Origin of the sequence: Amycolatopsis sp. ATCC 39116 (assembly GCF_000231075.2) — a bacterium.
GTDB lineage: Bacteria > Actinomycetota > Actinomycetes > Mycobacteriales > Pseudonocardiaceae > Amycolatopsis_E > Amycolatopsis_E tucumanensis.
The window spans coordinates 58,508-83,536 of sequence record NZ_AFWY03000025.1; the positions used below are offsets into that span (position 1 = coordinate 58,508).

Genomic DNA, 25,029 nt, shown 5'->3' on the forward strand with positions numbered 1-25,029 from the left:
TTCTGCTGTCCCCCGCCTTATCAACCGCCGGGAGCGGAAAGCGGCGAAAGAGCCGGTGGTCCCCGGAACAGGGCCCGAAGTCCCGGGCAGGAAGGACGGAACCGCCCGTGGCGGACGGGCACTTCGGCCCTGGGCCGGCCGCCGCGGGAGCAGCAGCATCGGCCTTTTCCGGGAGAGGAGCCAAGCATGACGGTCCGGGTGGGCATCAACGGATTCGGCAGGATCGGGCGGGACCTCCTGCGCGGAGTGCTCGACCGCGCGGGCAGCGACATCGAAGTGGTCGGCGTCAACGACGTGGCCTCGGCCACCACGCTCGCGCACCTGCTGCGCTACGACTCGACGTTCGGGCCGCTCCGGCAGCCCGTCGAGGTCCACGATGGCGGGCACTTCGGGCCGGTTCTGGAGGTCGGCGCGCACCGGGTGCACGTCAGCTCCTGCCCGGACCCGGCGGACCTGCCCTGGGAGGCGCTCGGCGCCGACGTCGTCATCGAGTCGACCGGCCGGTTCCGCACACGGGAGGCCGCCGCGGCGCACCTGGCCGCGGGCGCCCGCAAAGTGGTGATCTCCGCGCCCGGCAAGGGTGTCGACGCCACCATCGTGATGGGCGTCAACGAGGACGACTACGACCCGCATGCGCACGACGTCGTCTCCAACGCCTCCTGCACCACCAACTGCGTGGCGCCGATGGTCAAGGTGCTGCACGAGGCGTTCGGGGTGCGGCGCGGCCTGCTGACCACGATCCACAGCTACACCAACGACCAGGCGCTGCTCGACGGCCCGCACAAGGACCTGCGCCGCGCGCGCTCGGCCGCGGTCAACATGATCCCGACCAGCACCGGCGCCGCCAAGGCGGTCGGCGAGGTCCTGCCCGACCTGGCAGGAAAGCTCGACGGGGTCGCCGTCCGCGTCCCGGTCGAGAACGGCTCGCTCACCGACCTCGCCGTCGAGGTCTCGGAGCCGGTCACGCCCGGGCAGGTCAACCGCGCCTTCGCGGTCTCCGCCGACGGCGAGCTCAAGGGGATTCTGCGGTACACCGAGGACCCCATCGTCTCCCGCGACATCATCGGCGACCCCGCATCCTGCGTGTTCGACGCGAGCCTGACCAAGACCGAGGACAACCTCGTGAAGGTCTTCGGCTGGTACGACAACGAATGGGGCTACAGCCAGCGCACCCTCGACCTGGTCGAGCTCATCGGCCACAGCCTGTGAGGAAGAGCCGGCCATGACCGCGTGCAGCAGCATCAAGGCCGACACCGGCGGGTTCGTCGGTCACTCGGCAGTGCACCCCGAGATGCTCTCCACCGCGCAGGACCTGCTCTCGGACGCGTTCAGCGGCAAGCTGCGCGGCGTAGGCGCCGGATACGCGGAGCCGGTGATCCGCTTCCTGGCGGACAAGACCGGGCCCGGCGCATGGAACCTCCGGCCGCACAAGATGCGCTCCGGGTTCTCCTTCGAGGTCTACGACCTCTACGAGGAGAGCCGCATCGTCTTCGACTGCCCGGAACGGATCTACGACCTGCTCATCGCGTTTCCACACTCCCTGGTCGGCTGTATGCGCGGCTCGCACCACGCGCCCGTCGTGCCGGTGTCGGAGTCGCACCCGGCGCGGTTCGACGGAGCGCGTCGACAGGCCGGGGAGATCATGGACTACCTGCGCCGCCACGGGCCGTTCGAGCCGCACCGCCTCGCGCTGGAGGACCTGGAGTACACCACCATGCACGCGCTGGAGGAACGGCTGATCGACCGCTGGCAGCCGCTGCCCGCCCAGCCCGTGCCGGCCGGGCACTGAGGAGCCCGCGGTGCTCCGGGGCACGATCCCGCTCGGGCGGTACGCCGGTGTGCCGGTCGGCGCGCACTGGTCGGTGCTGGTCATCCTGGTGCTGCTGACCGACGTCATCGCGACGTCCGTCCTGCCCGCCGCCGCCCCCGGTCACGCCACCGGCGCGTACTGGGGGACGGCGGTGGCGGCGTCGGTGTGCTTCCTCGCCTCGTTGCTGGCGCACGAGCTGGGGCACGCGGTCACCGCAAGGCACTACGGCGTCGGGGTCAAGCGGATCACGCTCTGGCTGCTCGGCGGCGCGGCGGAACTGGAAGGCAGCACGCCGAACCCGCGCGCGGACTTCGTCATCGCCGCGATCGGGCCTGCGATCAGCCTCGTGCTCGGCGGCCTGTGCTGGGGCACCGCGTTCCTCGCCGCCGGCGTCCTGCCCGAGCTCGTGGCCACCGGCATCGCCTGGATCGGGATCACCAACGTCGTGCTGGCGCTGTTCAACCTGCTGCCCGGCACACCGCTGGACGGAGGCAGGGTGCTGCGTGCCGCGGTGTGGAAGCGCACCGGCGACCGCGCCCGCGCCGCGCTCGTCGCCGGGCGCACCGGCCAGGTGCTCGGCGTCCTGCTGATGGTGCTGGGCGTCAGTGAAGTGCTCGTGCTGGGGCAGCTGAGCGGGTTGTGGCTGGCGCTCATCGGGTGGTTCCTGGTGTCCGCGGCGCAGGCCGAGCTGACCGGGGACACCACCCGGTCCCTGCTCGGCGACCGCACGGTGCGAGCGGTCCTGGATCCCGCCCCGGTGACCGCGCCCGGCTGGCTGACCGTGGAGGCGTTCCTCGACACCGTCGCGGTCGCCGCCAGGACACGGGTGTTCCCGGTGGTCTCGTTCGACGGCGCCCCGCTCGGTGTGGTCACTCTGGGCGAGCTGGCCCGGCTGCCCGCGCGGCTGCGCTTCGAGACCCGGCTCGCCGACGTCGCGCGGCCGCTGGACGCCGCGGTGACCGCGGGCCCGGACGAGCGGCTCGCCGACGTGCTCGCCCGCACCGCCCTGCGGCCCGGCCGGGACCTGCTGGTCGTCCTCGACCACGGCAGGCTCGCGGGCGCCGTGACCGCGGACGACCTCGTCCGCACGGTCGAACTCGCCGTCCTCGGCAAGCAGGCGGAGGCGCCGGCCGCCGAGCCGCGCTCCCAGGCGTGACGCCGCCCGGGAGGCAGGGCCTTCCGCCACCGCGGCCGGGGACTTTCGCCGCTCCCCCGCGCCGGGGAGATCGCGGTTGGCTGAACCGGAGACCCACCGGAGGAGAGGACACCCGACATGTCGCGTGCGGCGAAGCCAGGGCCCCCGCCCGATCCCGCGCCCAAACCCCAGCCGCCGAAGCCGCCGGCCTGGCAGCGCTGGTTGTCGCCCCTGCTGTGGCTGGTCGTGCTGGGTGCGGTGCTGGGGCCCATCTGGCTGTTCTCGCCCGGCGGATCGACCCTGCCCTACACCGAGTTCGTGGCCAAGGTCGACGCGAACCAGGTCGAGAAGGTCACCGTCGACGACGTCGGCACGGTCACCGGCACCCTCCGCGACGGCACCGCGTTCAGCAGCCAGGTCCCGACCGCGCTCGGCGACACCGGGCTGGAGCGGAGGCTGGCCGACCACGGCGTCGCCGTCTCCGGCAAGCTGCACACGTCGTGGACCTCGCTGCTGGTCACCTTCCTGCCGGTGGTGCTGCTGATCGGCCTGTTCTTCTGGATGGGCCGCCGCGCGCAGGGTTCGCCGATCGGCGGTGTCATGGGGTTCGGCCGCGCCAAGGCCAAGATCATCGAGGCCCAGCGCCCGACCACCCGCTTCACCGACGTCGCCGGCTACGAGGGCGTCAAACAGGAGATCGGCGAGGTCGTCGACTTCCTGCGCAACCCCGGCCGCTACGCCGCAGCGGGCGCCAAGGGGCCACGCGGCGTGATCATGGTCGGCCCGCCCGGCACCGGCAAGACCCTGATCGCCCGTGCGGTCGCCGGCGAGGCCAGCGTGCCGTTCCTGTCGGTCACCGGCTCGGCGTTCGTCGAGATGTTCGTCGGGGTCGGGGCCTCCCGGGTGCGGGACCTGTTCACCGAAGCCCGCAACCGCGCCCCGGCGATCATCTTCATCGACGAGATCGACGCCGTGGGCAGCCGCCGCGGGCTCAACGGGTTCGGCGGGCAGGACGAGCGCGAGCAGACCCTCAACCAGCTGCTGTCCGAAATGGACGGATTCGACCAGAGCAGCGGGATCGTCGTGCTCGCCGCCACCAACCGGCCCGAGTCGCTGGATCCGGCGCTGCTGCGGCCCGGCCGCTTCGACCGGCAGGTCACCATCCCGCTGCCCAACCAGCAGGAGCGGCTGGCGATCCTGCGCGTGCACGTCGACGGCAAGCACGTCGGCGAGGACGTCGACCTGGAGGTCGTCGCCCGCGGCACGCCAGGCTTCTCCGGCGCCGACCTGGCCAACCTGGTCAACGAGGCGGCCATCAACGCGGTGCGGGACAACCGCACGGTCATCCGCGCCGCCGACCTGGCCGCCGCCCGCGACCGCGTGCTGCTCGGCCGCCGCGAGACCTCCAACGCGCTGCTCCCCGAGGAACGGCGCGCCGTCGCGGTGCACGAGTCCGGGCACGCCCTGATCGCGGCGCTGTGCGACCACGCCGATCCCGTCGCGAAGGTGACCATCCTGCCCGCCGGCATGGCGCTGGGCAGCACCGAGCAACTGCCCGAGGCCGAACGGCACCTCTACAGCGAGGCCTACCTCCGGGACCTGCTCGCCGTGCGGATGGGCGGCCGGGCGGCGGAGATCGTCACCTTCGCGCAGGGCTCCACCGGCGCCGCCAACGACATCGCCGACGCCACCGAACTCGCCACCAAGATGGTCACCGAGTTCGGCCTCTCCCCCGCGCTGGGCCCGGTCGGCTACCCCACCGCGACACCGGCGTTCCTCGGCGGACCGCCACAGACGGCCAGGCACTACGCCGAGGAGACCCAGCGGATCGTCGACACCGAGGTGGCCCGGCTGCTCCGCGAGGCCGAAGACTTCGCCGTCCGCACCCTGCAGGACCACCGTGTGGCGCTGGAACACCTGGCCGCCCAGCTGGTGGAGCACGAGACCGTCGACGGCAGCGCGGTCACCGAAGCCCTGCGCGCCGAACGATCGCAGCGAACCCTGGCGTCGTGAAAGGACACGGCATGCGCACACTCCTGATCACGGTCGCGGCGGCCGTCGCGCTGGCGCTGACCACCGGGTGCGGCGCTGATCCGCCGCCCGCGCCCCGGCCCGGCGCGCCCGCGGGCAGCTCGATCCCCGCGCCGGTCACCAGCCCCCAGCCGCCCGGCCCGGGACCGATGGGCCGCGGCCCGATGCGGACGGCGCCACCCGGGCCAGGCGGCTGCGGGATCACCGCCGGCTGGACCACCTGGCCGCAGGAGGCCGGCGCGATGGCGCCGGAGGCGCTGTACTTGGTGCGGGCAGGCCAGCACGGCTGCTTCGACCGGCTGGTGTTCGACGTCAACGGCCCGGAGGAAGCCGGGTACGCGCTGCGCTACACCGACGTGGTGACCGCGGACGGCTCGGGCGAGCCGGTCCCGGTCGCGGGCGGCGCGGCGCTGGAGATCGTGGTGCGGGCGCCCGCGCTCGGCTACGACTCGTCGGGGCACGCGCCGGGACGCCTGCTCGCCGCCGTCGGCGACCGCCTCTACACCACCGACCAGCTGCGGGACTGGGCTGCGCTGCACGAAGTCCGCTTCGCGGGCTCGTTCGAGGGACAGAGCACCTTCGCCGCCGGCGTGCGGGAGCGGTTGCCGTTCCGTGTGTTCACCGTGCTCGACGACTCCTACCGCCGGGTCGTCGTCGACGTCGCCCACTGAAGGTGCGCCATGGACCGGCTCAGCCCGCTCGACGCCCTGTTCCTCGCCATCGAGGACGAGGACCCCTCCGCCTCGCTCGCGATCGCCTCGATCGCCGTGCTGGAGGCACCGGCCCCGCCGCAGGACGAGATCGTGCGGGACCTCACCCCACGGGTGTGGTCCCTGCCGCGGTACCGGCAGCGCCTGCGGAGGTACCCGCTGGACCTGGCCGCCCCGGCGTGGGTCGAGGAGGACGGGTTCGACCCCGCCACCCACTTCCACCGGGTCGCCGCGCCGTCGCCCGGCGACGACGCCGCGCTGCGCGAGGTGGTCGGCCTCGTCATGTCCGAACGGCTGCCGCGGGACCGTCCACTGTGGGAGTGCTGGGTGATCGAGGGGCTGGCCGAGGGCCGGTGGGCGATGCTGTCCAAAGTGCACCACTGCCTGACCGACGGGATCGGCGGGAACGCGCTGCACGAGGCGATGTTCGGTGACGAGCCCCCGCCCCGGCCTGAAGCCTGGCCGGCCGCGGAGACGGCGCCGGAGCCGGGCGGGCTGCGCCTGCTGGCGGGCGGCCTGCGCACCGCGTTGTCCGTCCCGGTGGAGCAGATGCGCGTGCTGGCCGGCGCCGCGCGATCGCCACGGCGGATGGCCGCCCAGGTCACCGGCGCGGTTCGGGGCCTGGCCTCGCTCGCCCGTGCCCTGGTCCCGCTGAAGGCCTCGTCGCTGCGCGGGAAGATCCACGCCGACCGGCGGTACGCGATGACCGGCACCTCGCTCGGCGAGGTCGCGCGGATCGCCACCGGGTTCGGCGTGACCGTCAACGACGTCGTGCTCGCCACGATCACAGCGGGCCTGCGGCAGCTGCTCCTGGAGCGGGGCGAGGAGCCCTCCGCGACGTCGGTGCGCAGCCTGGTGCCGGTGAGCGTCCGGTCGCGCTCCGACCAGTCCACACTGGACAACCACGTGTCGCTCATGCTGCCCATGCTGCCAGTGGACGTCGCCGACCCGGTCGAGCGGCTGCGCACCGTGCACGAACGCCTCGCCGTGCACAAGGCGAGCAGGGAACGGGAAGCGGGCCAGGCGGTGCTGTCGTTCGCCGGGCACGAGCCCTATCCCCCGGTGTCCTGGGCGATGCACGCCGCGCCGTGGCTGGTCGAGCGCATGCTCGTCACCGTCACCACCAACGTGCCGGGACCGCGCGAGCAGCTGCACCTGCTCGGCCGTCCGGTGGTCGCGCTCTACCCCTACGTGCCGATCGCCCTGCGGCTGCGGATCGGCGTGGCCGTCCTCAGTTACCACGACCGGCTCGCGTTCGGCGTGACCGCCGACTTCGACAGCGTGCCCGACGTGGACGTCGTCGTCCGCGCCATCGAGAAGGACCTGGACCAGCTGGGCAAGGCCGTGCCCGGGAAGGAAGGCAGCCGTGCTGCACACCGTCGACGTCGGTGACCTCGCCGTCTCCGCGTACCGCCACGTGGTCCCGGACGAGATCATGGACCCGCTGCTCGACCTCGCCCGCGAGCTGCGCGGCGCCCGGATCCTGCACGTGAGCGCCACCCCCTACGGCGGCGGGGTGTCGGAGCTGCTGCGCTCGGCCGTGCCGCTCTACACCGACCTCGGGCTGCCCGCGACGTGGAAGATCATCAGCGGCCGGCCGCCGTTCTTCACCGTCACCAAGAAGATGCACAACGCCCTGCAGGGCTCCCTCGAGCCGCTCACCACGGCGGACATCGCACTGTACGAGGAAACCGCCGAGCGCAACGCCGCCGAACTGGCCGCCGACCCGCAGTTCGCCGGCACCGACTTCGTCTTCGTGCACGACCCTCAGCCGGTGCCGCTGCTCGCCTACGCCGGCCGCGACCACCGGTCGTGGATCTGGCGCTGCCACATCGACACCTCCGAACCCGACCCCGCCACCTGGTCCTACCTGGCGGGGTTCGCGGACCACTACGACGCCGCCGTGTTCACCATGGCGGAGTTCGTCCCGCCCGACCTCGACCCGGGACGGGTGGAGATCATCCCGCCCGCGATCGACCCGCTCAGCCCGAAGAACATGTCGCTGGACGACCGCACGGCGCGGGCGGTGCTCAACTGGATCGGCATCGAGACCGACCGCCCGCTGATCACCCAGATCTCCCGCTTCGACCCGTGGAAGGACCCGCTCGGCGTGATCGAGGCCTACCGCCTCGTCCGCGCCGAGGTGCCCGGGGTCCAGCTCGCGCTCGCCGGCTCGATGGCGCTGGACGACCCCGAGGCGTGGGACATCTACCGCACGATCAGCGAGGCAGCCCAGTCCGATCCGGGGATCCACCTGTTCACCAACCTCACCGGCGTCGGCAACGTCGAGGTCAACGCGTTCCAGCGGCTGTCGGACGTGATGGTGCAGAAGTCGCTGCGCGAGGGGTTCGGCCTGGTGGTGTCCGAGGCGATGTGGAAGGGCACCCCCGTCGTCGCCGGCCGGGCGGGCGGTATTCCGCTGCAGATGGCCGACGGCGCGGGCGGGCTGCTGGTCGACTCGGTGGCCGGGTGCGCGGAGGCGGTCGTGGACCTGCTCACCGGGCGGGCGCGCGCGGCGGTGCTCGCCGCCGCCGGGCGGGAACGCGTGCGCAAGCACTTCCTGCTGCCGCGCCTGCTGCTCGACGAGCTGACCCTCCTCGCGGGACTGCGTGCTGGGAATCGCCCCGGCTCCCTGCGCACCGCCGGCGACGGACGGGACCCGGAGTGCGGCATGACCGTCGCCGCCGGGCCGGGGATCCCGCTCGACCAGGACGGCAGGCACTACCGGTTCTGCTCGCACCGGTGCCGGGACGCCTTCCGCTCCCGGCGGAAGGAGGTTTCCGCATGACCGCGACATCCTGGCACGGCGGAGAACTCCGCCAGGACCCGCTCACCGGCGACTGGTCCGTGCTCGCGCCGCACCGCGCCCGCCGCCCGCACACCGGCGCCGTGGGCTGCCCGTTCTGCCCCGGCCCGTCGGAGGACACGCCGCCCGAAACGTGGCGGCCGCCCGCGCCGGGCGGCGGCTGGCTCGTGCGGTCGGTGCGCAACCGGTACGCGCTGTCCGACCACCACGAGGTGATCATCGAATCGCCGCGCCACGACTGGGACCTGGCTACCGGCACCGACGCGGAGGCGGCGAACGTGCTGTTCGCGTGGCGGGACCGGCTGCGCGCGCTCCGGACGGACGCGGCGCAGGTGGTGGTGTTCCGCAACCGCGGCGCCGCCGCCGGAACGTCGCTGGACCACCCGCACTCCCAGGTCGTCGGACTGCCGGTGCTGTCCGCGTCGGCGCGGCGCGAGCTGTCCGCCCAGCGGGAGCGATACGAGCGGCAGGGCAGGCCGTACACAGGCGAGGTGTCCGACACCTCGCGCGTCGTCCTCGACGACGGGCAGACCGTCGCGTTCGCGCCGTTCGCGCCCACCGCGGAGTTCGAGGTCCGGGTGGCGCCCCGCCGCCCGGCGGCCGACTTCGCGGGTGTGAGCACCGGCGAGCTGACCTCCGCCGCGGCCACGGTCCGCGCGATGCTGCGCGCACTGCGCGACGAGCTCGGCGACCCGCCGTACAACCTGTTCCTGCACACGGCGCCGTCCGGTCTGGAGCACGCGCCGTGGTTGTGCTGGTCGATGCGGATCGTGCCGCGCCTGGCTGTGCCCGCCGGGCTGGAACTGGCCACCGGCATCCCGGTGGTGACCACGATGCCGGAGGACGCCGCCCGACGGCTGCGCGCCAGGGCCGCGATTCCGGCGGTTCCCCCGGCGTAGACCCGGGGGAACCACTCGCGGTCGTCAGTCGTGGTACAGGTTGAACGGCATGATCTCGGTGCGGCCGCCAGGGCCGATCGCCACCACGCTGAAGTGCGCCAGCAGCGGCTCGTCCGGGTAGGCCCAGGTGAGGGTCCAGGCGCCGTTCTGCACCACGCCGGTGCCGAGCAGCTTCGCCAGGGACTCGGTCTCCGTGCCGGTCGGGGTGCTGTAGAACTCCACGCGGTCGGCTCCGGTGACCTCGGCGGTGACGGTGAGCGTCCCAGGCCCGTCCGGCAGCCGCAGCCAGCCGTCGCCGGCCGGGATCGGCGGCTGCCAGGTCACGGCGCCGATCGTGGGCGCCGCCGGCTGCCCGGCGAAGGACACCCGCACCGAGGTGGCGTTGATGACCTCGCCGTTGGCCGCGGACTCCTCGAAGAAGACCAGCCAGCCGGACCCGGCGGCCGCGGGCGGCGTGAACGTCACCGGCCCGCTGAACGGCCGGATCACGTCGCCCCCACCGGTGACGAACCCCCGGCCGATCTCGCCCTTGCCGTCGGCGAGCACCCGCACCGTCACCGTGCCCTCGAAGGCGACCGCCCTGCCGGTCACGGTGACCGGGGAGGTGATCGCCTGCCCGGCGCGGGGCTGGTCCACCAGGATGTTCGCGGTGCGGGTCCCGGTGACCGACCACCCGCCGCCGCCACGCCGCAGTGACACGATGGTCGCCAGCGCCTTGTTGGGCTGGCCGTCGGGCGTGCGGCTGTAGAAGGTGGCCTCGGCGGTGCCGCTGCCGGTGCGGGTCACCGGTCCGGGCACCGGCCGGTTCATGCCGGCCACATCGGTCAGGAAGGCGCGAGCCGCTTCGGTCACGGCCGCGTCCTGTCCGCTGTCGTCGGTGGGCGGGGTCAGCTGGAGCCATTCGTAGAAGGCCGCCACGTCGCCCTCGAAGGAGTACACAGTGGACTTCACCGTCGGGAACTGCTTCAGGGTGGCGTCGAGTTCGGCCAGCAGCGCGGCGCTGCCGTAGCTGGAGGAGGCGTTCGGGATGATCCGGCTGAAGTCCTTGAAGTCCGCGCGGGCCACGCCGTTCGCGACGCGGACGCTGATCAGGGCGTCCGCCGTGGCGGAGCTGAAGAACGAGTGGTAGCCGGCGGCGCGTTCGGCCGCGGTCGGGCCGGCGAGCAGCTGCCCGAGCGCCGCGGTGGCCACCTGCTCGCTCCGCGGCACGGTCCGCTCGACCGGCACGACGCGGGCGGGGTCGTCGGCTTGGCCCTGGTGGAAGTACACGCGCACGACCATCGTGTCGCCGCCCGGCGGCGTCGGCCCGGGTGGCCCGCCGGGTTCGGCGGCCCGGTCGCGGATGGCGAAGAAGGTGACGCCGACAGCGACCAGGACGACGCCGGCGAGTGCGCCGATGGTGGCCCAGAGGCGGCGCTTGCTGACGGTGTTCATGGGTACCTCCCCGTTTTCCCACCGACGCTAGGAACCGGCCCCCGCGGCGCGGAACGGCCGGAAGGCCACTGCCGCGGGGACCAAGTTCCCGGCCGGCGCGGCGGTCAGGTGTCCCGCTGTCCCGACGGCGGGACCAGCTCGCCCGGAGCGTCATTCGCACGCTCCCCGGCGGCGCCGCGGGTGCGCAGCCAGCTCGCGGTGACCGCCGCGGCGAGCAGCACGGCGACCACGGCGAGCGACACGACGGTGGGGATCTTGACCAGGTCCAGCAGCAGCATCTTCACGCCGACCCACACGAGCACCAGCGCGAGGCCGAGCTTGAGGTACACGAAGCGGTGCACCAGGTCGGCGAGTAGGAAGTACATCGCGCGCAGGCCGAGGATGGCGAAGGCGTTGGAGGTGAACACCAGGAACGTCTCCTGGGTGACGGCGAAGATCGCGGGGATGGAGTCGACCGCGAATACGATGTCGGTCACCTCGATCAGCACGAGCACGGCCAGCAACGGGGTCGCCACCCACCGGCCTCCCTGCCGGACGAGGAACTTCGAACCGTGGTAGTCGGCCGTGACCGGGACGAACCGACGGAACAGCCGGAGCACCAGGCTGTGCCCGGGGTCGACGGTTTCGTCGCGGTGCCGCGCCAGGCGAACTCCGGTGGCGACCAGGAACGCGCCGAACACGTACAGGATCCAGGCGAAGCTCGCGATCAGCACCGACCCCGCGGCGATGAAGGCCGCCCGGAACACCAACGCCCCGAGCACCCCGTAGAACAGGACCCGGTGCTGGTGCTCCCGCGGCACCGCGAAGTAGCCGAAGATGATCGTGAAGACGAAGACGTTGTCGACCGCGAGCGACTTCTCGATCAGGTACCCGGCGAAGTACTGCGCGGCGAACTCACCGCCCCACACCCACCAGACGATCCCGCCGAACCCCGCGCCGAGCGCGACCCACACCGCCGACCAGGCGGCGGCCTCCCGCACGCCGACCACGTGCGCTCGGCGGTGGGCGAACAGGTCGGCGGCTAGCATCACGACGATCACGCCGAGCACGGCGGCCCACACCCACACCTCGACGACCACTGTCACACCTCCGGTTCAGTCCGACGAACCGGAGGTCTCCCCGACCACCCGGCTCCGCGAGCCGGGGCGGGTGGCGCCGGGACCGGGCAGCCGCATCCGCTGCCGTAGTGACGATCCCGGACGGGGTGGGTACTCCCCTCCGCACCACCAGAATGACGAAACAGAGTTCGCCTGTCAAGGACGCGGGCCCTATGCTCGGCGCCATGGCGGCGAGCGATCACCCTGGCACCGGCGGCGGCACGTGGACCTTCCTGAGCAACCACGCCCACGTGCTGCTGTGCCTCGTGGCCGATCCGGACCAGACGCTGCCCGCGATCGCGGCGCGCGTCGGCATCACCACCCGCGCCGTGCAGCTCATCCTCGCCGACCTCATCGAGGGCGGTTACGTCGAGCGGACGAAGGTCGGCCGCCGCAACCACTACCGCGTCAACGGCGACGGTCACCTGCGCCACCCGCTGGAGGCGCACCACCGGGTCGCCGACCTCATCGCCGCGCTCGGCCCGGCCTGACGCGCCGCTCGAAACCGCCGCGGCGGGAGCCGCGCCCAGCGGCTGCCCGCGCTTCGGGGAACAGGCCGGCCAGGGATCCGCCCTCCTCCCGCACTGGGCCGAGCGCGGCGTCCCGGTGATCGCAGGCGCCCGGCTACGCCCTGCGGCGCAAGCGGTCCCACGGGGACGCCGCCGCGGTGGTCCACGGCTCCCGACGTGTGGCGGCGAGCGTCGCCTTCGCGGTCGCGACCGCCGTGATTCTCCTCGACGCCCGCTGAGCGCCCGGAGCGCCGCGTTCAGGCCAGTTTCCGCGCCATGCGCCACGACGCCGCGCCGACCAGCACGGCCGCGAACCCGGCGAGCACCGCCAGCTGGCCCGCGATGTCGGCGACCCCGCCGCCGCGGGAGAGCACCGTCGTCCAGGCGTCCACCGCCCACGCGTGCGGCGTGACGTGCCCCACCGCACGCAGCGCCGGCGGCACGATCTCCAGCGGCCACATGCACCCGCCCAGCATGCCGAACGCGATGCCGATGGCAGGCCCGATCGCCGAGGCCTGTTCGGAGGTGCGGAACAGGGTGCCGCTGAGGATGCCGGCGCCCGCGCCGACCACCGCCCACAGCCCGGTCAGCAGCAGCGCCGCCACCGGATCGCCCCAGGACACCCCGAACAACGCGGCCGACGCCCCGATGATCAGCGCCGACTGGCCCAGCGCGAGCACAACGTAACCGAGCGCCTCGCCGAACACGATCTCGCGCGGACGGACCGGTGCCGCCAGCGAACGCGAGTAGACGCCCAGCTTGCGGGTCTCGATCACGGCCGCCCCGGCGGCGAGCGTGTTGACGAACACGAACAGCACCAGCATGGTCGGCGCGCTGCCGGTGAACCCGCCCGCCCGCTCGTCCGGGGCGCCGCCCGCGGATTCGGTCCGGACCGTGATCCGGTCACCCGTGGCGGCGAGCGATCCGGCCAGCGGCAACCACCGCGCCGGATCGGTCCCGGTGCGCTCGGCGGCGAACCCGGCCGCCTGGACGAGCGCCGCGTGGTCGGCCACGACCGCGGACACTGCCGACCACGCGCCCTGCGTGGTGCCCGCCGAACCGGTGCTCAGCAGCGGCAGCTCGACCGGGGCGCCGGACAGCAGGCGCTCGTCGAAGCCGTCCGGCAGCACCAGGACGGCGTCGACCTGGTTGCGGCGCAACGCGGCGGTGGCGGGGTCCTCGTCGGAGTAGGTCCGGGTCTCCAGCGCCGGCGAGGTGTCCAGGGCGCGGGACAACCCGGCGGCCAGCGGGGTGCCCGGCTCGACGACCCCGATGCGGAAGCTGTCCTGGCCGCGGATGGTCGCGCCGACGATGAGGATCACCACCAGCGGCAGCAGGACGATGAAGAACATCGCGACCCGGTCGCGGGCGAGCCGGCGCAGCGCCACGCCGGTGAACAGCAGCGCGGTCATCGGGCCGCATCCCGTCGCGCCAGGAGCGCGGACGCCCCGCCGAGAACCATGCAGAACGCCAGGATCGCCAGCAGCGGCGGCCAGACCGCGGGCCAGCCCGCGCCGCCGGAGAGGTCCGTGAACCCGCGCAGCGCCCAGCCGTTCGGCGTGGCGAGGGTGAGGGTGCGGATGACGTCCGGCGCGCCGCCGAGGTAGACGAAGTTGCCGCCGAGCAGCACCAGCCCGAACGTGACGATCGCGGCCAGCCCCTCGGCCTGTCGCTCGGTGCGGGCGAGCGTGATGACGAACGCGGTCAGGCACACCAGCGCCAGGCCCAGTGCGACGATCAGCAGCGCGACCGGACCCGGCGGCCCCCAGTCGGCGCCGAACCCCAGCGTGGTGATCAGCGCGACGGTGCCCAGGCTGGCCGTCCCGTACGCGAACGTCGCCAGCGCCTTCCCGGTGAGCACGGTGCCCGGCGCCACCGGCGCGGCCGCGACGCGGTCCAGCAACCCGCTGCGTTGTTCGGTGAAGTAGCCGCGCGCGGTGAACCCGATGGAGAAGAACATGAAGAACATGCCCATCGCGGGGGCGTAGTAGCTGACTCCGGCCTGTTGCGCCGTGCCGCCGGCCCGGCTGACGACCTTTTCCGGCAGCCGCAGGGCGGCGGCCCGTTCGGCGAGCCCGGCCGGATCCGCGCCGGCCGCCAGCGCGGTCCGCGTGGCGAGCAGGTCGGCGTTGAGCTGGGCCACGAACGCCGCGGCCACCGAGCGGGCCACCTCGCCCGCCAGCGGCGCGTCCACGTCGGTCAGCACCGTGACCGGCACCGCGGCCCCGGAATGCGCGGCCGCGGAGAACCCGGCGGGGATCACCAGTGCCGCGCTCGCGCCGCCGTCGTCGACCCGCTGCCTCGCCTCGGCCACCCCGGGCACGGTCTCGACGGCCAGCACCGAGTCCAGCTCCGGCCCGGTCAGGAACCCGGTGAACGCGGCCGCGACGGGTCCCCGGTCCAGATCGGCCACCGCCACCGTGGTGTGGAAGGTCTCCGCGCCGCGGAAGGCGAAGCTGATGAGCATCGCGACACCGACGGGCGCCAGGATCCCCAGGATCCACGCCGAGCGGTCGCGCAGGCGCTGGCGCAGGTCCTTTCCCGCGATCACGAGTGCCGGATGCATGCTCACTCCCGCAGGGCCGTGCCGGTCAGGTGCAGGAACACCGCTTCCAGGTCCGGTTCGGTGACCTCGGCGGACCGGATCCCGGACCGCAGCCGTTCGGCGACGTCGAACACCGTGGGCAGCAGCCGCCTGCCGTCGCGCACGATCAGGTGCAGCTCACCGCCCGCCACGTCGACACTGTCCACTTCGGACAACTCGCGGCAGGCCGCGGCGAGCGCGGCGACGTCGCCGTCCACGGTGAGCGTGATGCGGTCGCGCTCGCCGAGACGGGCGACGAGTTCCCGGCGGGTGCCCTCGGCGACCAGCCTGCCGTGGTCGATGATGCCGACCCGGTCGCACAACCGCTCGGCTTCCTCCATGTAGTGCGTCGTGTAGAGGACGGCGAGGCCGGCGGCGCCGAACGAGTGGACGCTTTCCATGATCGCGTGGCGGCTCTGCGGGTCGACGCCGACGGTGGGTTCGTCGAGCACGAGCAGGGTAGGGCGGTGCAGCAGGCCGGCGCCGATGTTGAGCCGGCGCCGCATGCCGCCGGAGAAGGTCTCGACCTTCTCCCCAGCCCGGTCGGCCAGGCCGACGAGCTCGAGCACCTCGTCGGTCCGCCGGGCGAGCGTGGCGCCGCGCAGCCGGTACAGGCGGCCGAAGAACCGGAGGTTCTCGCGCGCCGTGAGGTCCGGGTAGAGCGCGACCTCCTGCGGCACGTAGCCGACGAGGGCCTTCGCCTCCCGCGCGAACCTGTTCATGGGGAAGCCGCCGATCACCGCGCTGCCGGCCTCGGGGGCCAGCAGCCCGCACAGGATCCGCAGCGTCGTGGTCTTGCCCGCGCCGTTGGGGCCGAGCAGGCCGTAGGTTTCGCCAGGGGCGATGTGGAAACCGACGTCGTCCACCGCGATCCGGCCGTCGAACGCCTTGCGCAGACCGGTCACGGTGAGGACGTCGGCGGTCCCGGTGAGCACCGTGGAGGTCATGGGCTCCACCGTGGCGGCGGACACCGCCGGGGGCGAGGGGCGAAGGTCCCGCGAGCCGGTGACTTCCGCCCGCCGCGGCGGCTCAGCCCGGCGGTTCCGCCAGGAACCGGTCCACCGCCGCCACCGTCGCTTTGGCGCTCTGCGCCGCCACGTGCCCCAGCCGGGGGTGCAGCAGGAGCCGGCCATTCGGAAGCCCGTCCGCGGTCTCCCGGAAGACCGCGGCGCCGTAGAACCGGTCGCCGCCCCCGCCGACGACGAGCACGGGCGCGGCGATCGCGGGCAGCCGGGCGGTGAGGTCGAAGGCGTCCTCGGCGTCGATCACGGTCAGCATGTCGGCGCAGTCGCCGCGCAGCATCACCGGGCCGGACAGCCATCCGGCCACGGCCAGCGCCCGGTGTGCCACCCGTCCCCCGGCGAGCGTCGCGAACATCAGGGCGCCGGCCCGGCGACGGCGGCCGGCGCGCACGGCGGCGGCGAGTTCCCGCTGCACGGCCAGGCCGCCGTCGCCCAGCCGGCAGGCCGACGAGAGCAGCACCACCCGCCGCACCACATCGGGGTGGTCGGCGGCGAGCTGTAGCGCCACGCTGCCCCCGGTGGAGGAGCCGGCGAGGTCGACCGGACCACCGAACCGCTGCCGGATCGCGGCGGCGTAGTCGGCGGCGATCGAGGCCATCGTGGTGCCGGCGGGCAGGTTTTCGCGGCGCTGGACCCACCACACCCGCCGCCGCCGGGCGAACGGCCGGACCTGGGCGAGCTGGAACCGGCGGTCGAGGCCCGCCGGTGGGCGGTGGTGGGGGCCCAGCCCCGGGAGAAACACCAGCGGCGGGCCGCTGCCGGTCACGAGGCAGGCCAGCCCGGCCGGCCCGAGCCGCCGCGGCTCCGTCGAGGTGGACGACATCAGGCGGCTCCTCTTCGCTTGCGCGGGTGATCCGCCTTCGACACTGACGGCTCCCGTCCGGCGGGAGAAGGGTCGAACGGCACTCCTCCGCCACCCCGGCCCCGGCTAGCCTCGCCGGGATGGGCATCGCTCCAGAGGAAATCGCGCCGGGCGTGCACCGGCTGCGGCTGGGCCGCCACGCGCTCGCGTCCAATGTGTACTTCGTCGCGACCGGGGGCGGCTGGGCGCTCGTCGACGCGGGATGGGCGTCCAGCGCGCCGGTTATCCGGGCGGCCGCGGCCACCCTGTTCGGCGAGGGAACCCGCCGCGGGCGATACTGCTCACCCACATCCACCCCGACCACTCCGGCGCGGCCGGGACCCTGGCGCGGCAGTGGCACGTCCAGGTCCACGTCGCCGCCGCGGAGCTGCCGATGGCCCACGGCCGGTACCTGCCCGCGTTCGGCATGCCCCTGGACCGGTGGGCCGTGGTGCCGCTCCTGCGCCTGCTCCCGGCCCGGGTGCGGGACCGGATCGAGGCGGCCGGCGACATCAGCGACGTGACCCGCGCGTTCGGCGATCCCGCGGACCTGCCCGGTCTGCCGGGCTGGACCGCGGTGCCGACACCGGGGCACACGCCGGGTCACGTCGCCTACCACCGGGCCGACGGCGTGCTGCTCTCCGGCGACGCCGCGCTGACCGTGGACCTCAACGCGCTCACCGGCGTGCTGACCGGCCGGCGACGACTGTCCGGCCCGCCGCGCTACACCACCTGGGACCCGGTGCGCGCCAGCCGCTCCCTCGCCGGGCTGGCCGCGCTGCGCCCGCGGCTGCTGGCGCCCGGTCACGGCGACCCGGTCCCGGTCACCGGTGACGAACTGGCCGCCCTCGCGACCCGCCTCACCTGGTGGCAGCGCGCGGCGCGACCGCAGGCGTCCACATCGGACGGCGACTACCGGCCGCCACCCCGTCTCTACACCCGCCTGCAGGGCACCGGCCGCCTGCTCACACGGCTGGGGCTCACGCCGCGCGACGTGGTCACCCTCGAAGTGCCCGGCCGCCGCACCGGCGCCATCCGGCGCACCACCCTGCTGCGCACCGACCACGACGGCGCCGGGCACCTCGTGTCCATCACGGGCGAATCCGAATGGGTCCGCAACGTGCGGGCCGCCGGCGGGCGCGCGGTGCTCGCCCGGGGGCGGCGCAAATGGCCAGTGCTGCTCACCGAAATTCCGGCCGGCGAGCGCGCTCCGGTGATCCGCGCGCAACTGCTCCGCACGGGACAGCGACCCGACTCGGCCCGGGTCGCCGGTGATGCCCTGGCGTTCTTCGGGATCACCGGCAAACCGGGCCTGGCCGAGATCGCGGAAGTCGCACACCGTCACCCGGTGTTCCGCATCGGGCCGCGGGCGGCGGGCTGAGCCGGCGTCCTCACCCGATCCGGCTCCGGATCAGCTTGTCGGCCTCCACGACCACGAACGCGGCGGCCGCGGCGGCGAGCACCGGCCACCACGAGTCCCACCCGATCGGCGCCGTGTGGAACATCCGGTTCATCCCGGGCACGTAGGTGATCAGCGCCTGCAGCAGCACGGTGATGCCGAGGCCGACGCCGAGCATGCGGTTCCGCCCCGGCCGCGCGCGCAGCAGGCTGTGGTCCAGCGAGCGGCAGCTGAACAGGTAGGCGATCTGCACCCCGACGAACACGTTGACCGCCACCGTGCGGGCCTGCGCGAGCGACCCGCCGTCGGCCAGCTCCCAGTGATAGCCGGCGAAGGCCGCGGCCACGAGCAGCGCCGACACCAGCCCGATCCGCCGCACCAGGTTCCGGGTGAGCAGCGGACGGGCCGGCGGGCGCGGCGGCCGCCGCATCAGCCCGGGTTCCTTCGGCTCGAACGCCATCGTCAGCCCGAGGAAGACGGCGGTGGTCATGTTGATCCACAGGATCTGCACGGGCACGATCGGCAGGACCGCGCCGAGCACGACGGCCACCAGGATCACCATGCCCTCGCCGATGTTCGTCGGCAGCGTCCAGGCGATGAACTTGCGCAGGTTGTCGAACACCCCGCGGCCCTCCTCGACCGCGGACTCGATCGCCACGAAGTCGTCGTCGAGGAGCACCATGTCGGCGGCCTGCCGGGCCGCGTCGGTGCCGCCGCGGCCCATCGCGACGCCGATGTCGGCGCGGCGCAGGGCCGGCGCGTCGTTCACCCCGTCCCCGGTCATCGCGACGACCTGGCCGCGCCGCTGCAGCGCCCGCACCAGGCGCAGCTTCTGCGCCGGGGAGACACGGGCGAACACGTCCGCGCGGGCGGCGGCCTCGTCCAGTGCGCCGTCGTCCAGCTCGTCGAGGTCGCGGCCGGTCAGCACGGTGGCCTCGCCCGGCCGCGCGAGGCCGACCTGCCCGGCGATCGCCCCCGCGGTGACCGCGTGGTCGCCGGTGATCATCTTGACCGCGATGCCCGCGTCCCGGCAGGCGGCGATCGCGCGCGCGGCCTCCGCCCGCGGCGGGTCCTGCATCGCCTGCAATCCCAGGAAGGTCCACTCCCCCTGGCCGGCGAGCGGCCCGCCGGTGGGCGTGAACCGGGCGAAGGCCAGCACCCGGAGTCCCTGTGCGGCGAACTCCGCCTGGGCGCGGTGCACCTCCGCCGTGTCGAGCGGCCGCTCGGCGCCGTCCTCGCCGAGTTCGGCCGAGCACCGGGCGAGCACCTCCTCCACCGCGCCCTTCACGTACGCGGCGCCGCGATGCGCGGTGATCATCAGGCGGGTTTCCGAGTCGAAGGGGACGACGTCGAGGCGTGGCCGCTCCGCCCGCAACCGGGCCGGGTCCAGGCCGGCCGCGGCCGTGAGCAGCGCGATCTCCGTCGGATCGCCCTCGGCGGGGCTCGCGTCGTTGCACAGCACCCCCGCGACCAGGCACTCCCGTACGGCCGGGCCCGGATCGGCCCACTCGTCCACGGTGCGCCCGGCGGCGTGCACGGCGACGACCGTCATCCGGTTCTCGGTGAGCGTGCCGGTCTTGTCGGTGCAGATGACCGTGGTGCTGCCCAGTGTTTCGACCGCGGGCAGGTGGCGCACCACCGAGCGGCGGCGGGACATCCGCACCACGCCGATCGCGAGGACGATCGACACCGCGGCGGGCAGCCCCTCCGGGATCGCGCCCACGGCGAGGGCGACCGCGGCGGTGAACATCTCCGCCACCGGGGTGCCGCGCAGCAGGCCGAGCGCGAACGCGAAGGCCGCGACCACCACGATCCCGACGCTCAGCTGGCGGGAGAACACGCCGAGCTTGCGGGTCAGCGGGGTGGCGACGGTGGCGGTCGTGGCGACCAGCCGCTGGATGTCGCCGAGCTGGGTGTGCGCGCCGGTCGAGGTGACCACCGCGCGGCCGGTCCCGCGGGTGACGAGGGTGCCGGAGTGCACCATGTTGACCCGGTCGGCGGCGGCCGTCTCCGCGGGCAGGACCTCGTCGTGCTTGGCCACCGGGGCGGACTCGCCGGTGAGCGCGGACTCGTCGACCTCCAGCTGGTGCGCTTCGGTCACGCGGCCGTCGGCGGGCACCCGGTCCCCCGCGGCGATCTCGACGACGTCGCCCGGCACGAGTTCCTCCGCCGGTACGCGGACGGGCGCGCCGTCGCGCAGCACGGTCGTCTCGGTGCGGACCAGCCGGGTCAGGGCGTCCAGGGCCCGCTGGGCACGCGACTCCTGCACGTACCCGATCACGGCGTTGAGCACGACCACCCCGCCGATCACGGCGGCGTCGACGTAACCGCCGAAGACCGCCGTCACCACGCCGGCGGCGAGCAGCACGTACACCAGCGGGCTGTGGATCTGCGCGGCCAGCCGGCGGATCACGCCCGGCCCGCGTGGCGCGGTGAGCACGTTGCGCCCGTACCGTTCCCGCCGCCGGTCCGCGTCCGGTGTGGACAGACCGGTGGCGGGGTCGGTGTCCAGGGACGCGGCGACGGTCTCCGCCGTCGCCGCGTGCGCCCGCAGGCCGGGCTGCTCCGTGGTGGTCATCGAATGTCCTTCGGTCGTCGAGCCCGGATCGCCTTGTGCAACGCGTCGGCGGCCCAGACCGCGGGCACGGCCAGCGCGGCCAGCGCCCAGCCGAGCGGGCTGGGCAGGTCTCCGCCGAGCAGTCCGGGCAGGGGCGGGAGCAGGAGGAACACTGCGAGCATCGCGGCTTCGAGCGCGGTCGCCCACAGCAGCAGCGGGTTGCCGCCGAAACCGCGGCGGCCGACCCAGCTGGACTCGCTGCGGCAGGCGAACGCGTTGGCCAGCTGGCCGAGCACGATCGCGGTGAACGCGGTTCCGGACGCGGTGGCCAGCAGCGCGGCCCCGGGTTCGGCGCCCCACCGCCAGCCGCCCGCGACGAGCACCACCACGAACGCGCCCATCGCGACGAGCGCCTCGGCCGGGCCGAGCACGCCGAACGCGCGGCGCACCAGCCGGCCGTCGATGAGGTTGCCGGTGCGCGCCCGCCCGCGCATCGTGCGCGGATTGGGTGGCTCGGCGCCCAGCGCGAGAGCGGGCACCAGGTCAGTGCCGATGTCCAGCGCCAGCACCTGCAGCACGGTCAGTCCCAGCGGGATCGAGCCGCCGGAGAGCGCCCACACCGCGAACGGCGCGAGCTCGGCGACGTTGTCGGTCAGGTGGTAGGTGAGGAACCGGCGGATGTTGGCGAACGTCGCGCGGCCCAGTTCGATCGCGTTGACGATGGTGGCGAAGTGGTCGTCCAGCAGCACCAGGTCGGCGGCCTCGCGCGCCACGTCGGTGCCGGACGCGCCCATCGCCACCCCGATGTCGGCCGTGCGCAGCGCGGGCCCGTCGTTGACCCCGTCGCCGGTCATGGCCACCACGTGCCCGCGGGACTGGAGCACCCGTGCGATGCGCAGCTTCTGCTCCGGCGTCACCCTGGCGACGACGGAACCGTCGGCGTCGAGCAGCTCGCCCAGCGCGGCGTCGTCGGCGGGCAGGTCCTTGCCCTCCACCACCACCGAGGCGGGCCCGAGCAGGCCGACCTCGGCGGCGATCGCGGCGGCGGTGCCCGGGTGGTCGCCGGTGATCATCGCGAGCTTGATCCCCGCGGTCCGGCACGCGGCGATCGCGCCGGCGACGTCGGGCCGCGGCGGGTCCTCGAGACCGACCAGGCCGAGCAACGCCAGCTCGCGTTCGTCGTCGCCGTCGCCGCGCGCCACGGCGAGCACCCGCAGACCCCGCGCGCTGAGCTCGTGGACCGCCTCCGCCGCGCCGGGCGGCACGTCCCGGCACAGCGGCAGCACGCTGTCCGGCGCCCCGGTCACGTGCAGACCGTCCTCGTCGGACACCGACGAGCGGCGGCGGTACGGGTCGAACGGGCGCCGGTCCCGCGGCGCCGGGCGGGCAGCGCGGCCGGCGCGGGTGGCGAGGACGTGCAGCGCGACCTCCATCGGGTCGCCGACCGGCCGCCACACCCCCGACTGCTCGACGGCGCGGGAGTCGGGCGAACAGCGGGCCGCCGAGTCGGCGAGGGCCGCGGCCGCCGCGACGGCGTCCGGGTCGCCGAGCAGGCGGCCCTCCGGCCGGTAGCCCTCCCCCTCCACGGTCGCGCTGCCCGCGCCGGTCCACACCGTGACCACCGACATCTCGTTGCGGGTGAGGGTGCCGGTCTTGTCCGTGCAGATGAACGTGGTGGCGCCGAGCGTCTCGACCGATTCCAGGCGGCGCACGAGCGCGTTGCGGCCGGCCATCTTCTGCACCGCGCGGGCCAGCGACAGCGTCACGGTCGGCAGGAGCCCCTCGGGCACCAGCGCGACGGTGACGCCGATGGCGAACAGGAATCCTTCGCTCGGCGCGAAGTCCAGGAGCAGCGCGACACCGAAAAACAGCACGCCGACCGACACCGCGATCACCGAGACGATCCGCACCACGCGCTGCAGCTGCCCGGTCAGCGGGCTGCGCGGTCGTGTGGCCCCGGCCGTCACCGCGGCGATGCCGGCCAGCCGGGTGCGGCTGCCGGTGGCGGTGACGACGGCCGCGCCGTGTCCCTCGACCAGGTAGGTGCCCGCGTGGACGACGCCGCCCGGCTCCGGGCGCACCGGCGCGCTCTCCCCGGTCAGCAGCGACTCGTCGACCGAGAGCCGTCCGCCCGCCAGGACCTCGGCGTCGGCGCAGACCCGGTCCCCCGCCTCCAGCAGGAGCACGTCGCCGGTGACCAGCTCGGTCGCGTTCACGACCAGGGGTTTGCCGTCGCGGCGCACGGTCGCCCGCACCGGCAGCAGGTCCCGCAGCCGCTCGGCGGCCCGGTCGGCGCGGTACTCCTGCACGAACGAGAACACACCGTTGACCACGACCACCACGGCGATCGCGATCGCGAGGGCCGGCATGCCCGCGAGCAGGGCCAGGCCCGAGGCGACCCACAGCATGAGGGCGAAGAAGTGCACCAGCTGCTTGACGAACTCGACCGCCGGGTTGCGCCGCCGTGCCGCGGGCAGGGCGTTCGGCCCGTCCCGCCGCAGCCGCTCCGCCGCTTCCGCGGCGGTCAGCCCGCGTTCTCCCGTCGTCGTCCGCCCGGCGACCTGCATGGTGTGCACCCCTCTTCTCGTCGTCCGGGTCCAGCCAACGCCGCCGGACGGCACGGCGGCAGGGCCGCCCGGCCGCGACGGGGTGGACTTTGGTCCCTTCCCGTTGCGGCGGAACGGCCCTGGTCAGTCCGTTGTGGACGTCCGGCTCAGCGCGCCTGGTCCTGCCAGACGTAGTCGAGCCGGTTGCGGACCTCCAGCACGCCAGGGACCTGTGCCGTCAGCTGACCCGCGATGCGCACCGCGCTGCGGCGCTCCAGCAGGCCCAGCAGCGTCACGCACCCGCCGGTCACGCTGACCCGGTAGGACCCCGGCCTTGCCCGCAGCACCCGGTCGAACACCTCCGCCTCGACCTCCGCCTGGACGTCGGTGTCCGGCCGCAGGTAGACCCCCATCAGGTCGCGGCGGGCGATCACCCCGACGAGCTTGCCGCCATCGAGCACGAAAAGCCGGCGGAGGTGGTGGCCGGCGAGCCGCTTCGCGACCGCGGGCAGCGGGTCGCCGACGTCGACCGTCCGCACCGGCGAGGTCATCAGGTCACGGGCCAGCAGCGCCGCCGCCTTGCGACGGCGGGCGCGTCCGCGCACCCGCCCGCCCGCGGCTTCCCCGCGGGGCAGCAGGTCCGCCTCGGACACCACGCCGGCCAGTGCGCCGTCCGGACCGACGACCGGGACCGCGCTGACGGCCGCACCGGCCATCAACGCGGCGATCTCCTTGAACTCGGTGTCCGGCGTGACGGTGACGAGGTCCCTCGTCATCACCGAGCCTGCCGTCAATGTGCGCATCACGTCCCCCGGGTCCTCAGAGCAGCCAGCGGTTGTGCCGCGCGACGGTGGCCCACTGGCGCCCGGCGCCCCAGGTGTTGCCCGCGTAGACGGCGGCCAGCACGATCAGCACCAGCGCGTAGAGCAGGTGGTAGTCGATGATCGGGTTGGTCGACCGGCTCGGCTCGCCCGCCTCGGTGAAGCGGTCCAGCGGCCACTCCGCGGCCCACATCAGCAGCATCATCACGGTGCCGGTGATCGCCGACAGGCGCAGGCCGATGCCGACAGTCACGGCGACACCGATGCCGAGCAGGCCGGCCATGAACAGCCAGTCCGCCCAAGCGTCGCCCGCCCACGAGCGCAGGGTCGACGCCATCGGGCCGACGTCGACGCCGCTGAGGAACCCGCGGGTCGGTGAGCCGCCGTTGATCCAGGCCTGCTCGCTCGTCGTCGCGTAGCCCCAGCCGAAGGTCTTGTCCAGGAACGCCCACAGGAACGCCAGCCCGGTGGCGATCCGCAGCACCGCGATGAGCCGCGCGGCGGTGGGAGTCATGACCGCGCCGTGCGCCGGCGCGGATTCCGCGGCGTCCCGCGGCGGAACCTGCATCGCTTCGGTCAGTCCCGGTTGGTCCTTGATGGACATGGTGTCCGCCCTTCACTCGGATTCCGTTGAGATGCCCCGAGTGTGTTGGTCGCGGACTCGGCCGGTGAGGGGACAAAGTCCCGGGACGGCGGGCCTTTCGGTTGGTTCTGGAAAGCGCTTCTCGGCTGAGCGAGTGTGGAGTGAGAAGGACCTGGTCAGGCGCGCGAACCGGCGTCTGGCTGTGCTTCGTCATGCCGAGGAGGTCAGCGGCCATGTGGCCGCGA

20 protein-coding genes are annotated in these 25,029 nt (G+C 74.0%); 10 read left to right on the plus strand and 10 right to left on the minus strand.

Annotated elements, in window-relative coordinates; genetic code table 11:
• The first annotated feature begins 186 nt into the window (after positions 1–186).
• The 8 genes from gap to AMY39116_RS0323895 all read left to right on the plus strand — a co-directional run bounded on the left by gap (position 187) and on the right by AMY39116_RS0323895 (position 9,391).
• Positions 187–1,209 (plus strand): type I glyceraldehyde-3-phosphate dehydrogenase, encoded by a 1,023-nt coding sequence (gene gap, locus AMY39116_RS0323860; RefSeq protein ID WP_020420145.1) that lies wholly within the window; start codon positions 187–189, stop codon positions 1,207–1,209.
• Positions 1,210–1,222: 13 nt separating this feature from the next.
• The gene (locus AMY39116_RS0323865) at positions 1,223–1,789 is read left to right on the plus strand and encodes a fructose 1,6-bisphosphatase (RefSeq protein ID WP_020420146.1); all 567 of its coding nucleotides are present in this window, start codon (positions 1,223–1,225) and stop codon (positions 1,787–1,789) included.
• Between the two features lie 10 nt (positions 1,790–1,799).
• Positions 1,800–2,966 (plus strand): site-2 protease family protein, encoded by a 1,167-nt coding sequence (locus tag AMY39116_RS0323870; RefSeq protein ID WP_020420147.1) that lies wholly within the window; start codon positions 1,800–1,802, stop codon positions 2,964–2,966.
• Positions 2,967–3,083: 117 nt separating this feature from the next.
• Entirely contained in the window at positions 3,084–4,958 is a 1,875-nt protein-coding gene (gene ftsH, locus AMY39116_RS0323875) for an ATP-dependent zinc metalloprotease FtsH (RefSeq protein ID WP_027936186.1), read from the plus strand.
• An 11-nt stretch (positions 4,959–4,969) separates the two neighbouring features.
• Positions 4,970–5,647 carry a hypothetical protein gene (locus AMY39116_RS43495; protein WP_020420149.1) on the plus strand — a complete coding sequence of 226 codons (678 nt, stop codon included), beginning with the start codon at positions 4,970–4,972 and terminating at the stop codon, positions 5,645–5,647.
• Between the two features lie 9 nt (positions 5,648–5,656).
• The gene (locus AMY39116_RS0323885; RefSeq protein ID WP_020420150.1) at positions 5,657–7,078 is read left to right on the plus strand and encodes a wax ester/triacylglycerol synthase family O-acyltransferase; all 1,422 of its coding nucleotides are present in this window, start codon (positions 5,657–5,659) and stop codon (positions 7,076–7,078) included.
• Positions 7,053–8,474 carry a glycosyltransferase gene (locus tag AMY39116_RS0323890; protein WP_020420151.1) on the plus strand — a complete coding sequence of 474 codons (1,422 nt, stop codon included), beginning with the start codon at positions 7,053–7,055 and terminating at the stop codon, positions 8,472–8,474. The genes AMY39116_RS0323885 and AMY39116_RS0323890 overlap by 26 nt, the downstream gene beginning before the upstream one ends.
• Entirely contained in the window at positions 8,471–9,391 is a 921-nt protein-coding gene (locus AMY39116_RS0323895; RefSeq protein ID WP_020420152.1) for a hypothetical protein, read from the plus strand. Before AMY39116_RS0323890 ends, AMY39116_RS0323895 begins: the two co-directional genes overlap by 4 nt.
• A 24-nt stretch (positions 9,392–9,415) precedes the next feature.
• Here AMY39116_RS0323895 and AMY39116_RS0323900 read toward each other — a convergent pair whose 3' ends face one another.
• A complete protein-coding gene (locus AMY39116_RS0323900) occupies positions 9,416–10,825 on the minus strand; it encodes a Gmad2 immunoglobulin-like domain-containing protein (RefSeq protein WP_020420153.1) in 1,410 nt (469 codons plus the stop codon).
• A gap of 104 nt (positions 10,826–10,929) precedes the next feature.
• Complete coding sequence (locus tag AMY39116_RS0323905; protein ID WP_020420154.1) at positions 10,930–11,904, minus strand: TerC family protein; 975 nt, start codon at positions 11,902–11,904, stop codon at positions 10,930–10,932.
• Positions 11,905–12,107: 203 nt separating this feature from the next.
• Between AMY39116_RS0323905 and AMY39116_RS0323910 the strand changes: the two genes are divergently transcribed.
• Positions 12,108–12,413, plus strand: coding sequence for a winged helix-turn-helix domain-containing protein (locus AMY39116_RS0323910; RefSeq protein WP_051123592.1), 306 nt, complete (start codon positions 12,108–12,110; stop codon positions 12,411–12,413).
• Between the two features lie 275 nt (positions 12,414–12,688).
• On the opposite strand, the gene AMY39116_RS0323915 is transcribed toward AMY39116_RS0323910, so the two are convergent.
• The 4 genes from AMY39116_RS0323915 to AMY39116_RS43500 all read right to left on the minus strand — a co-directional run bounded on the left by AMY39116_RS0323915 (position 12,689) and on the right by AMY39116_RS43500 (position 16,860).
• Positions 12,689–13,843, minus strand: coding sequence for an ABC transporter permease (locus AMY39116_RS0323915; protein WP_020420156.1), 1,155 nt, complete (start codon positions 13,841–13,843; stop codon positions 12,689–12,691).
• Positions 13,840–14,997, minus strand: a complete 1,158-nt coding sequence (locus AMY39116_RS0323920; protein WP_020420157.1) for an ABC transporter permease — start codon at positions 14,995–14,997, stop codon at positions 13,840–13,842. Before AMY39116_RS0323920 ends, AMY39116_RS0323915 begins: the two co-directional genes overlap by 4 nt.
• Positions 14,998–14,999: 2 nt before the next feature.
• Complete coding sequence (locus tag AMY39116_RS0323925; RefSeq protein ID WP_020420158.1) at positions 15,000–15,962, minus strand: ABC transporter ATP-binding protein; 963 nt, start codon at positions 15,960–15,962, stop codon at positions 15,000–15,002.
• An 82-nt stretch (positions 15,963–16,044) separates the two neighbouring features.
• A complete protein-coding gene (locus AMY39116_RS43500) occupies positions 16,045–16,860 on the minus strand; it encodes an alpha/beta fold hydrolase (protein ID WP_020420159.1) in 816 nt (271 codons plus the stop codon).
• Positions 16,861–17,101: 241 nt separating this feature from the next.
• On the opposite strand from AMY39116_RS43500, the gene AMY39116_RS43505 reads away from it, so the two are divergent.
• Positions 17,102–18,259, plus strand: coding sequence for a nitroreductase/quinone reductase family protein (locus AMY39116_RS43505; RefSeq protein ID WP_202961456.1), 1,158 nt, complete (start codon positions 17,102–17,104; stop codon positions 18,257–18,259).
• A gap of 10 nt (positions 18,260–18,269) precedes the next feature.
• Here the strand turns inward: AMY39116_RS43505 and AMY39116_RS0323940 are convergent, their stop codons facing one another.
• From AMY39116_RS0323940 to AMY39116_RS0323955, 4 genes are all read right to left on the minus strand, one after another.
• Positions 18,270–20,855: an HAD-IC family P-type ATPase gene (locus tag AMY39116_RS0323940; RefSeq protein ID WP_020420160.1), complete on the minus strand. Its 2,586-nt coding sequence runs from the start codon at positions 20,853–20,855 to the stop codon at positions 18,270–18,272.
• Complete coding sequence (locus AMY39116_RS0323945) at positions 20,852–23,401, minus strand: cation-transporting P-type ATPase (protein ID WP_039791726.1); 2,550 nt, start codon at positions 23,399–23,401, stop codon at positions 20,852–20,854. The genes AMY39116_RS0323940 and AMY39116_RS0323945 overlap by 4 nt, the downstream gene beginning before the upstream one ends.
• Positions 23,402–23,547: 146 nt before the next feature.
• A complete protein-coding gene (locus AMY39116_RS0323950) occupies positions 23,548–24,183 on the minus strand; it encodes a CBS domain-containing protein (protein ID WP_027936188.1) in 636 nt (211 codons plus the stop codon).
• Positions 24,184–24,199: 16 nt separating this feature from the next.
• Positions 24,200–24,805: a DoxX family membrane protein gene (locus AMY39116_RS0323955; RefSeq protein WP_020420163.1), complete on the minus strand. Its 606-nt coding sequence runs from the start codon at positions 24,803–24,805 to the stop codon at positions 24,200–24,202.
• Positions 24,806–25,029 lie beyond the last annotated feature (224 nt).

Excerpts from the sequence above, each read along its gene's own strand:
- gap (WP_020420145.1), top strand. The coding sequence starts at position 187 with ATGACGGTCCGGGTGGGCATCAACGGATTCGGCAGGATCGGGCGGGAC.
- AMY39116_RS0323865 (WP_020420146.1), top strand. The coding sequence starts at position 1,223 with ATGACCGCGTGCAGCAGCATCAAGGCCGACACCGGCGGGTTCGTCGGT.
- ftsH (WP_027936186.1), top strand. The coding sequence starts at position 3,084 with ATGTCGCGTGCGGCGAAGCCAGGGCCCCCGCCCGATCCCGCGCCCAAA.
- AMY39116_RS43495 (WP_020420149.1), top strand. The coding sequence starts at position 4,970 with ATGCGCACACTCCTGATCACGGTCGCGGCGGCCGTCGCGCTGGCGCTG.
- AMY39116_RS0323885 (WP_020420150.1), top strand. The coding sequence starts at position 5,657 with ATGGACCGGCTCAGCCCGCTCGACGCCCTGTTCCTCGCCATCGAGGAC.
- AMY39116_RS0323895 (WP_020420152.1), top strand. The coding sequence starts at position 8,471 with ATGACCGCGACATCCTGGCACGGCGGAGAACTCCGCCAGGACCCGCTC.
- AMY39116_RS0323900 (WP_020420153.1), bottom strand. The coding sequence starts at position 10,825 with ATGAACACCGTCAGCAAGCGCCGCCTCTGGGCCACCATCGGCGCACTC.
- AMY39116_RS0323910 (WP_051123592.1), top strand. The coding sequence starts at position 12,108 with ATGGCGGCGAGCGATCACCCTGGCACCGGCGGCGGCACGTGGACCTTC.
- AMY39116_RS0323915 (WP_020420156.1), bottom strand. The coding sequence starts at position 13,843 with ATGACCGCGCTGCTGTTCACCGGCGTGGCGCTGCGCCGGCTCGCCCGC.
- AMY39116_RS0323920 (WP_020420157.1), bottom strand. The coding sequence starts at position 14,997 with ATGCATCCGGCACTCGTGATCGCGGGAAAGGACCTGCGCCAGCGCCTG.
- AMY39116_RS0323925 (WP_020420158.1), bottom strand. The coding sequence starts at position 15,962 with ATGACCTCCACGGTGCTCACCGGGACCGCCGACGTCCTCACCGTGACC.
- AMY39116_RS43500 (WP_020420159.1), bottom strand. The coding sequence starts at position 16,860 with ATGTCGTCCACCTCGACGGAGCCGCGGCGGCTCGGGCCGGCCGGGCTG.
- AMY39116_RS43505 (WP_202961456.1), top strand. The coding sequence starts at position 17,102 with ATGGGCGTCCAGCGCGCCGGTTATCCGGGCGGCCGCGGCCACCCTGTT.
- AMY39116_RS0323940 (WP_020420160.1), bottom strand. The coding sequence starts at position 20,855 with ATGACCACCACGGAGCAGCCCGGCCTGCGGGCGCACGCGGCGACGGCG.
- AMY39116_RS0323945 (WP_039791726.1), bottom strand. The coding sequence starts at position 23,401 with ATGCAGGTCGCCGGGCGGACGACGACGGGAGAACGCGGGCTGACCGCC.
- AMY39116_RS0323950 (WP_027936188.1), bottom strand. The coding sequence starts at position 24,183 with ATGCGCACATTGACGGCAGGCTCGGTGATGACGAGGGACCTCGTCACC.
- AMY39116_RS0323955 (WP_020420163.1), bottom strand. The coding sequence starts at position 24,805 with ATGTCCATCAAGGACCAACCGGGACTGACCGAAGCGATGCAGGTTCCG.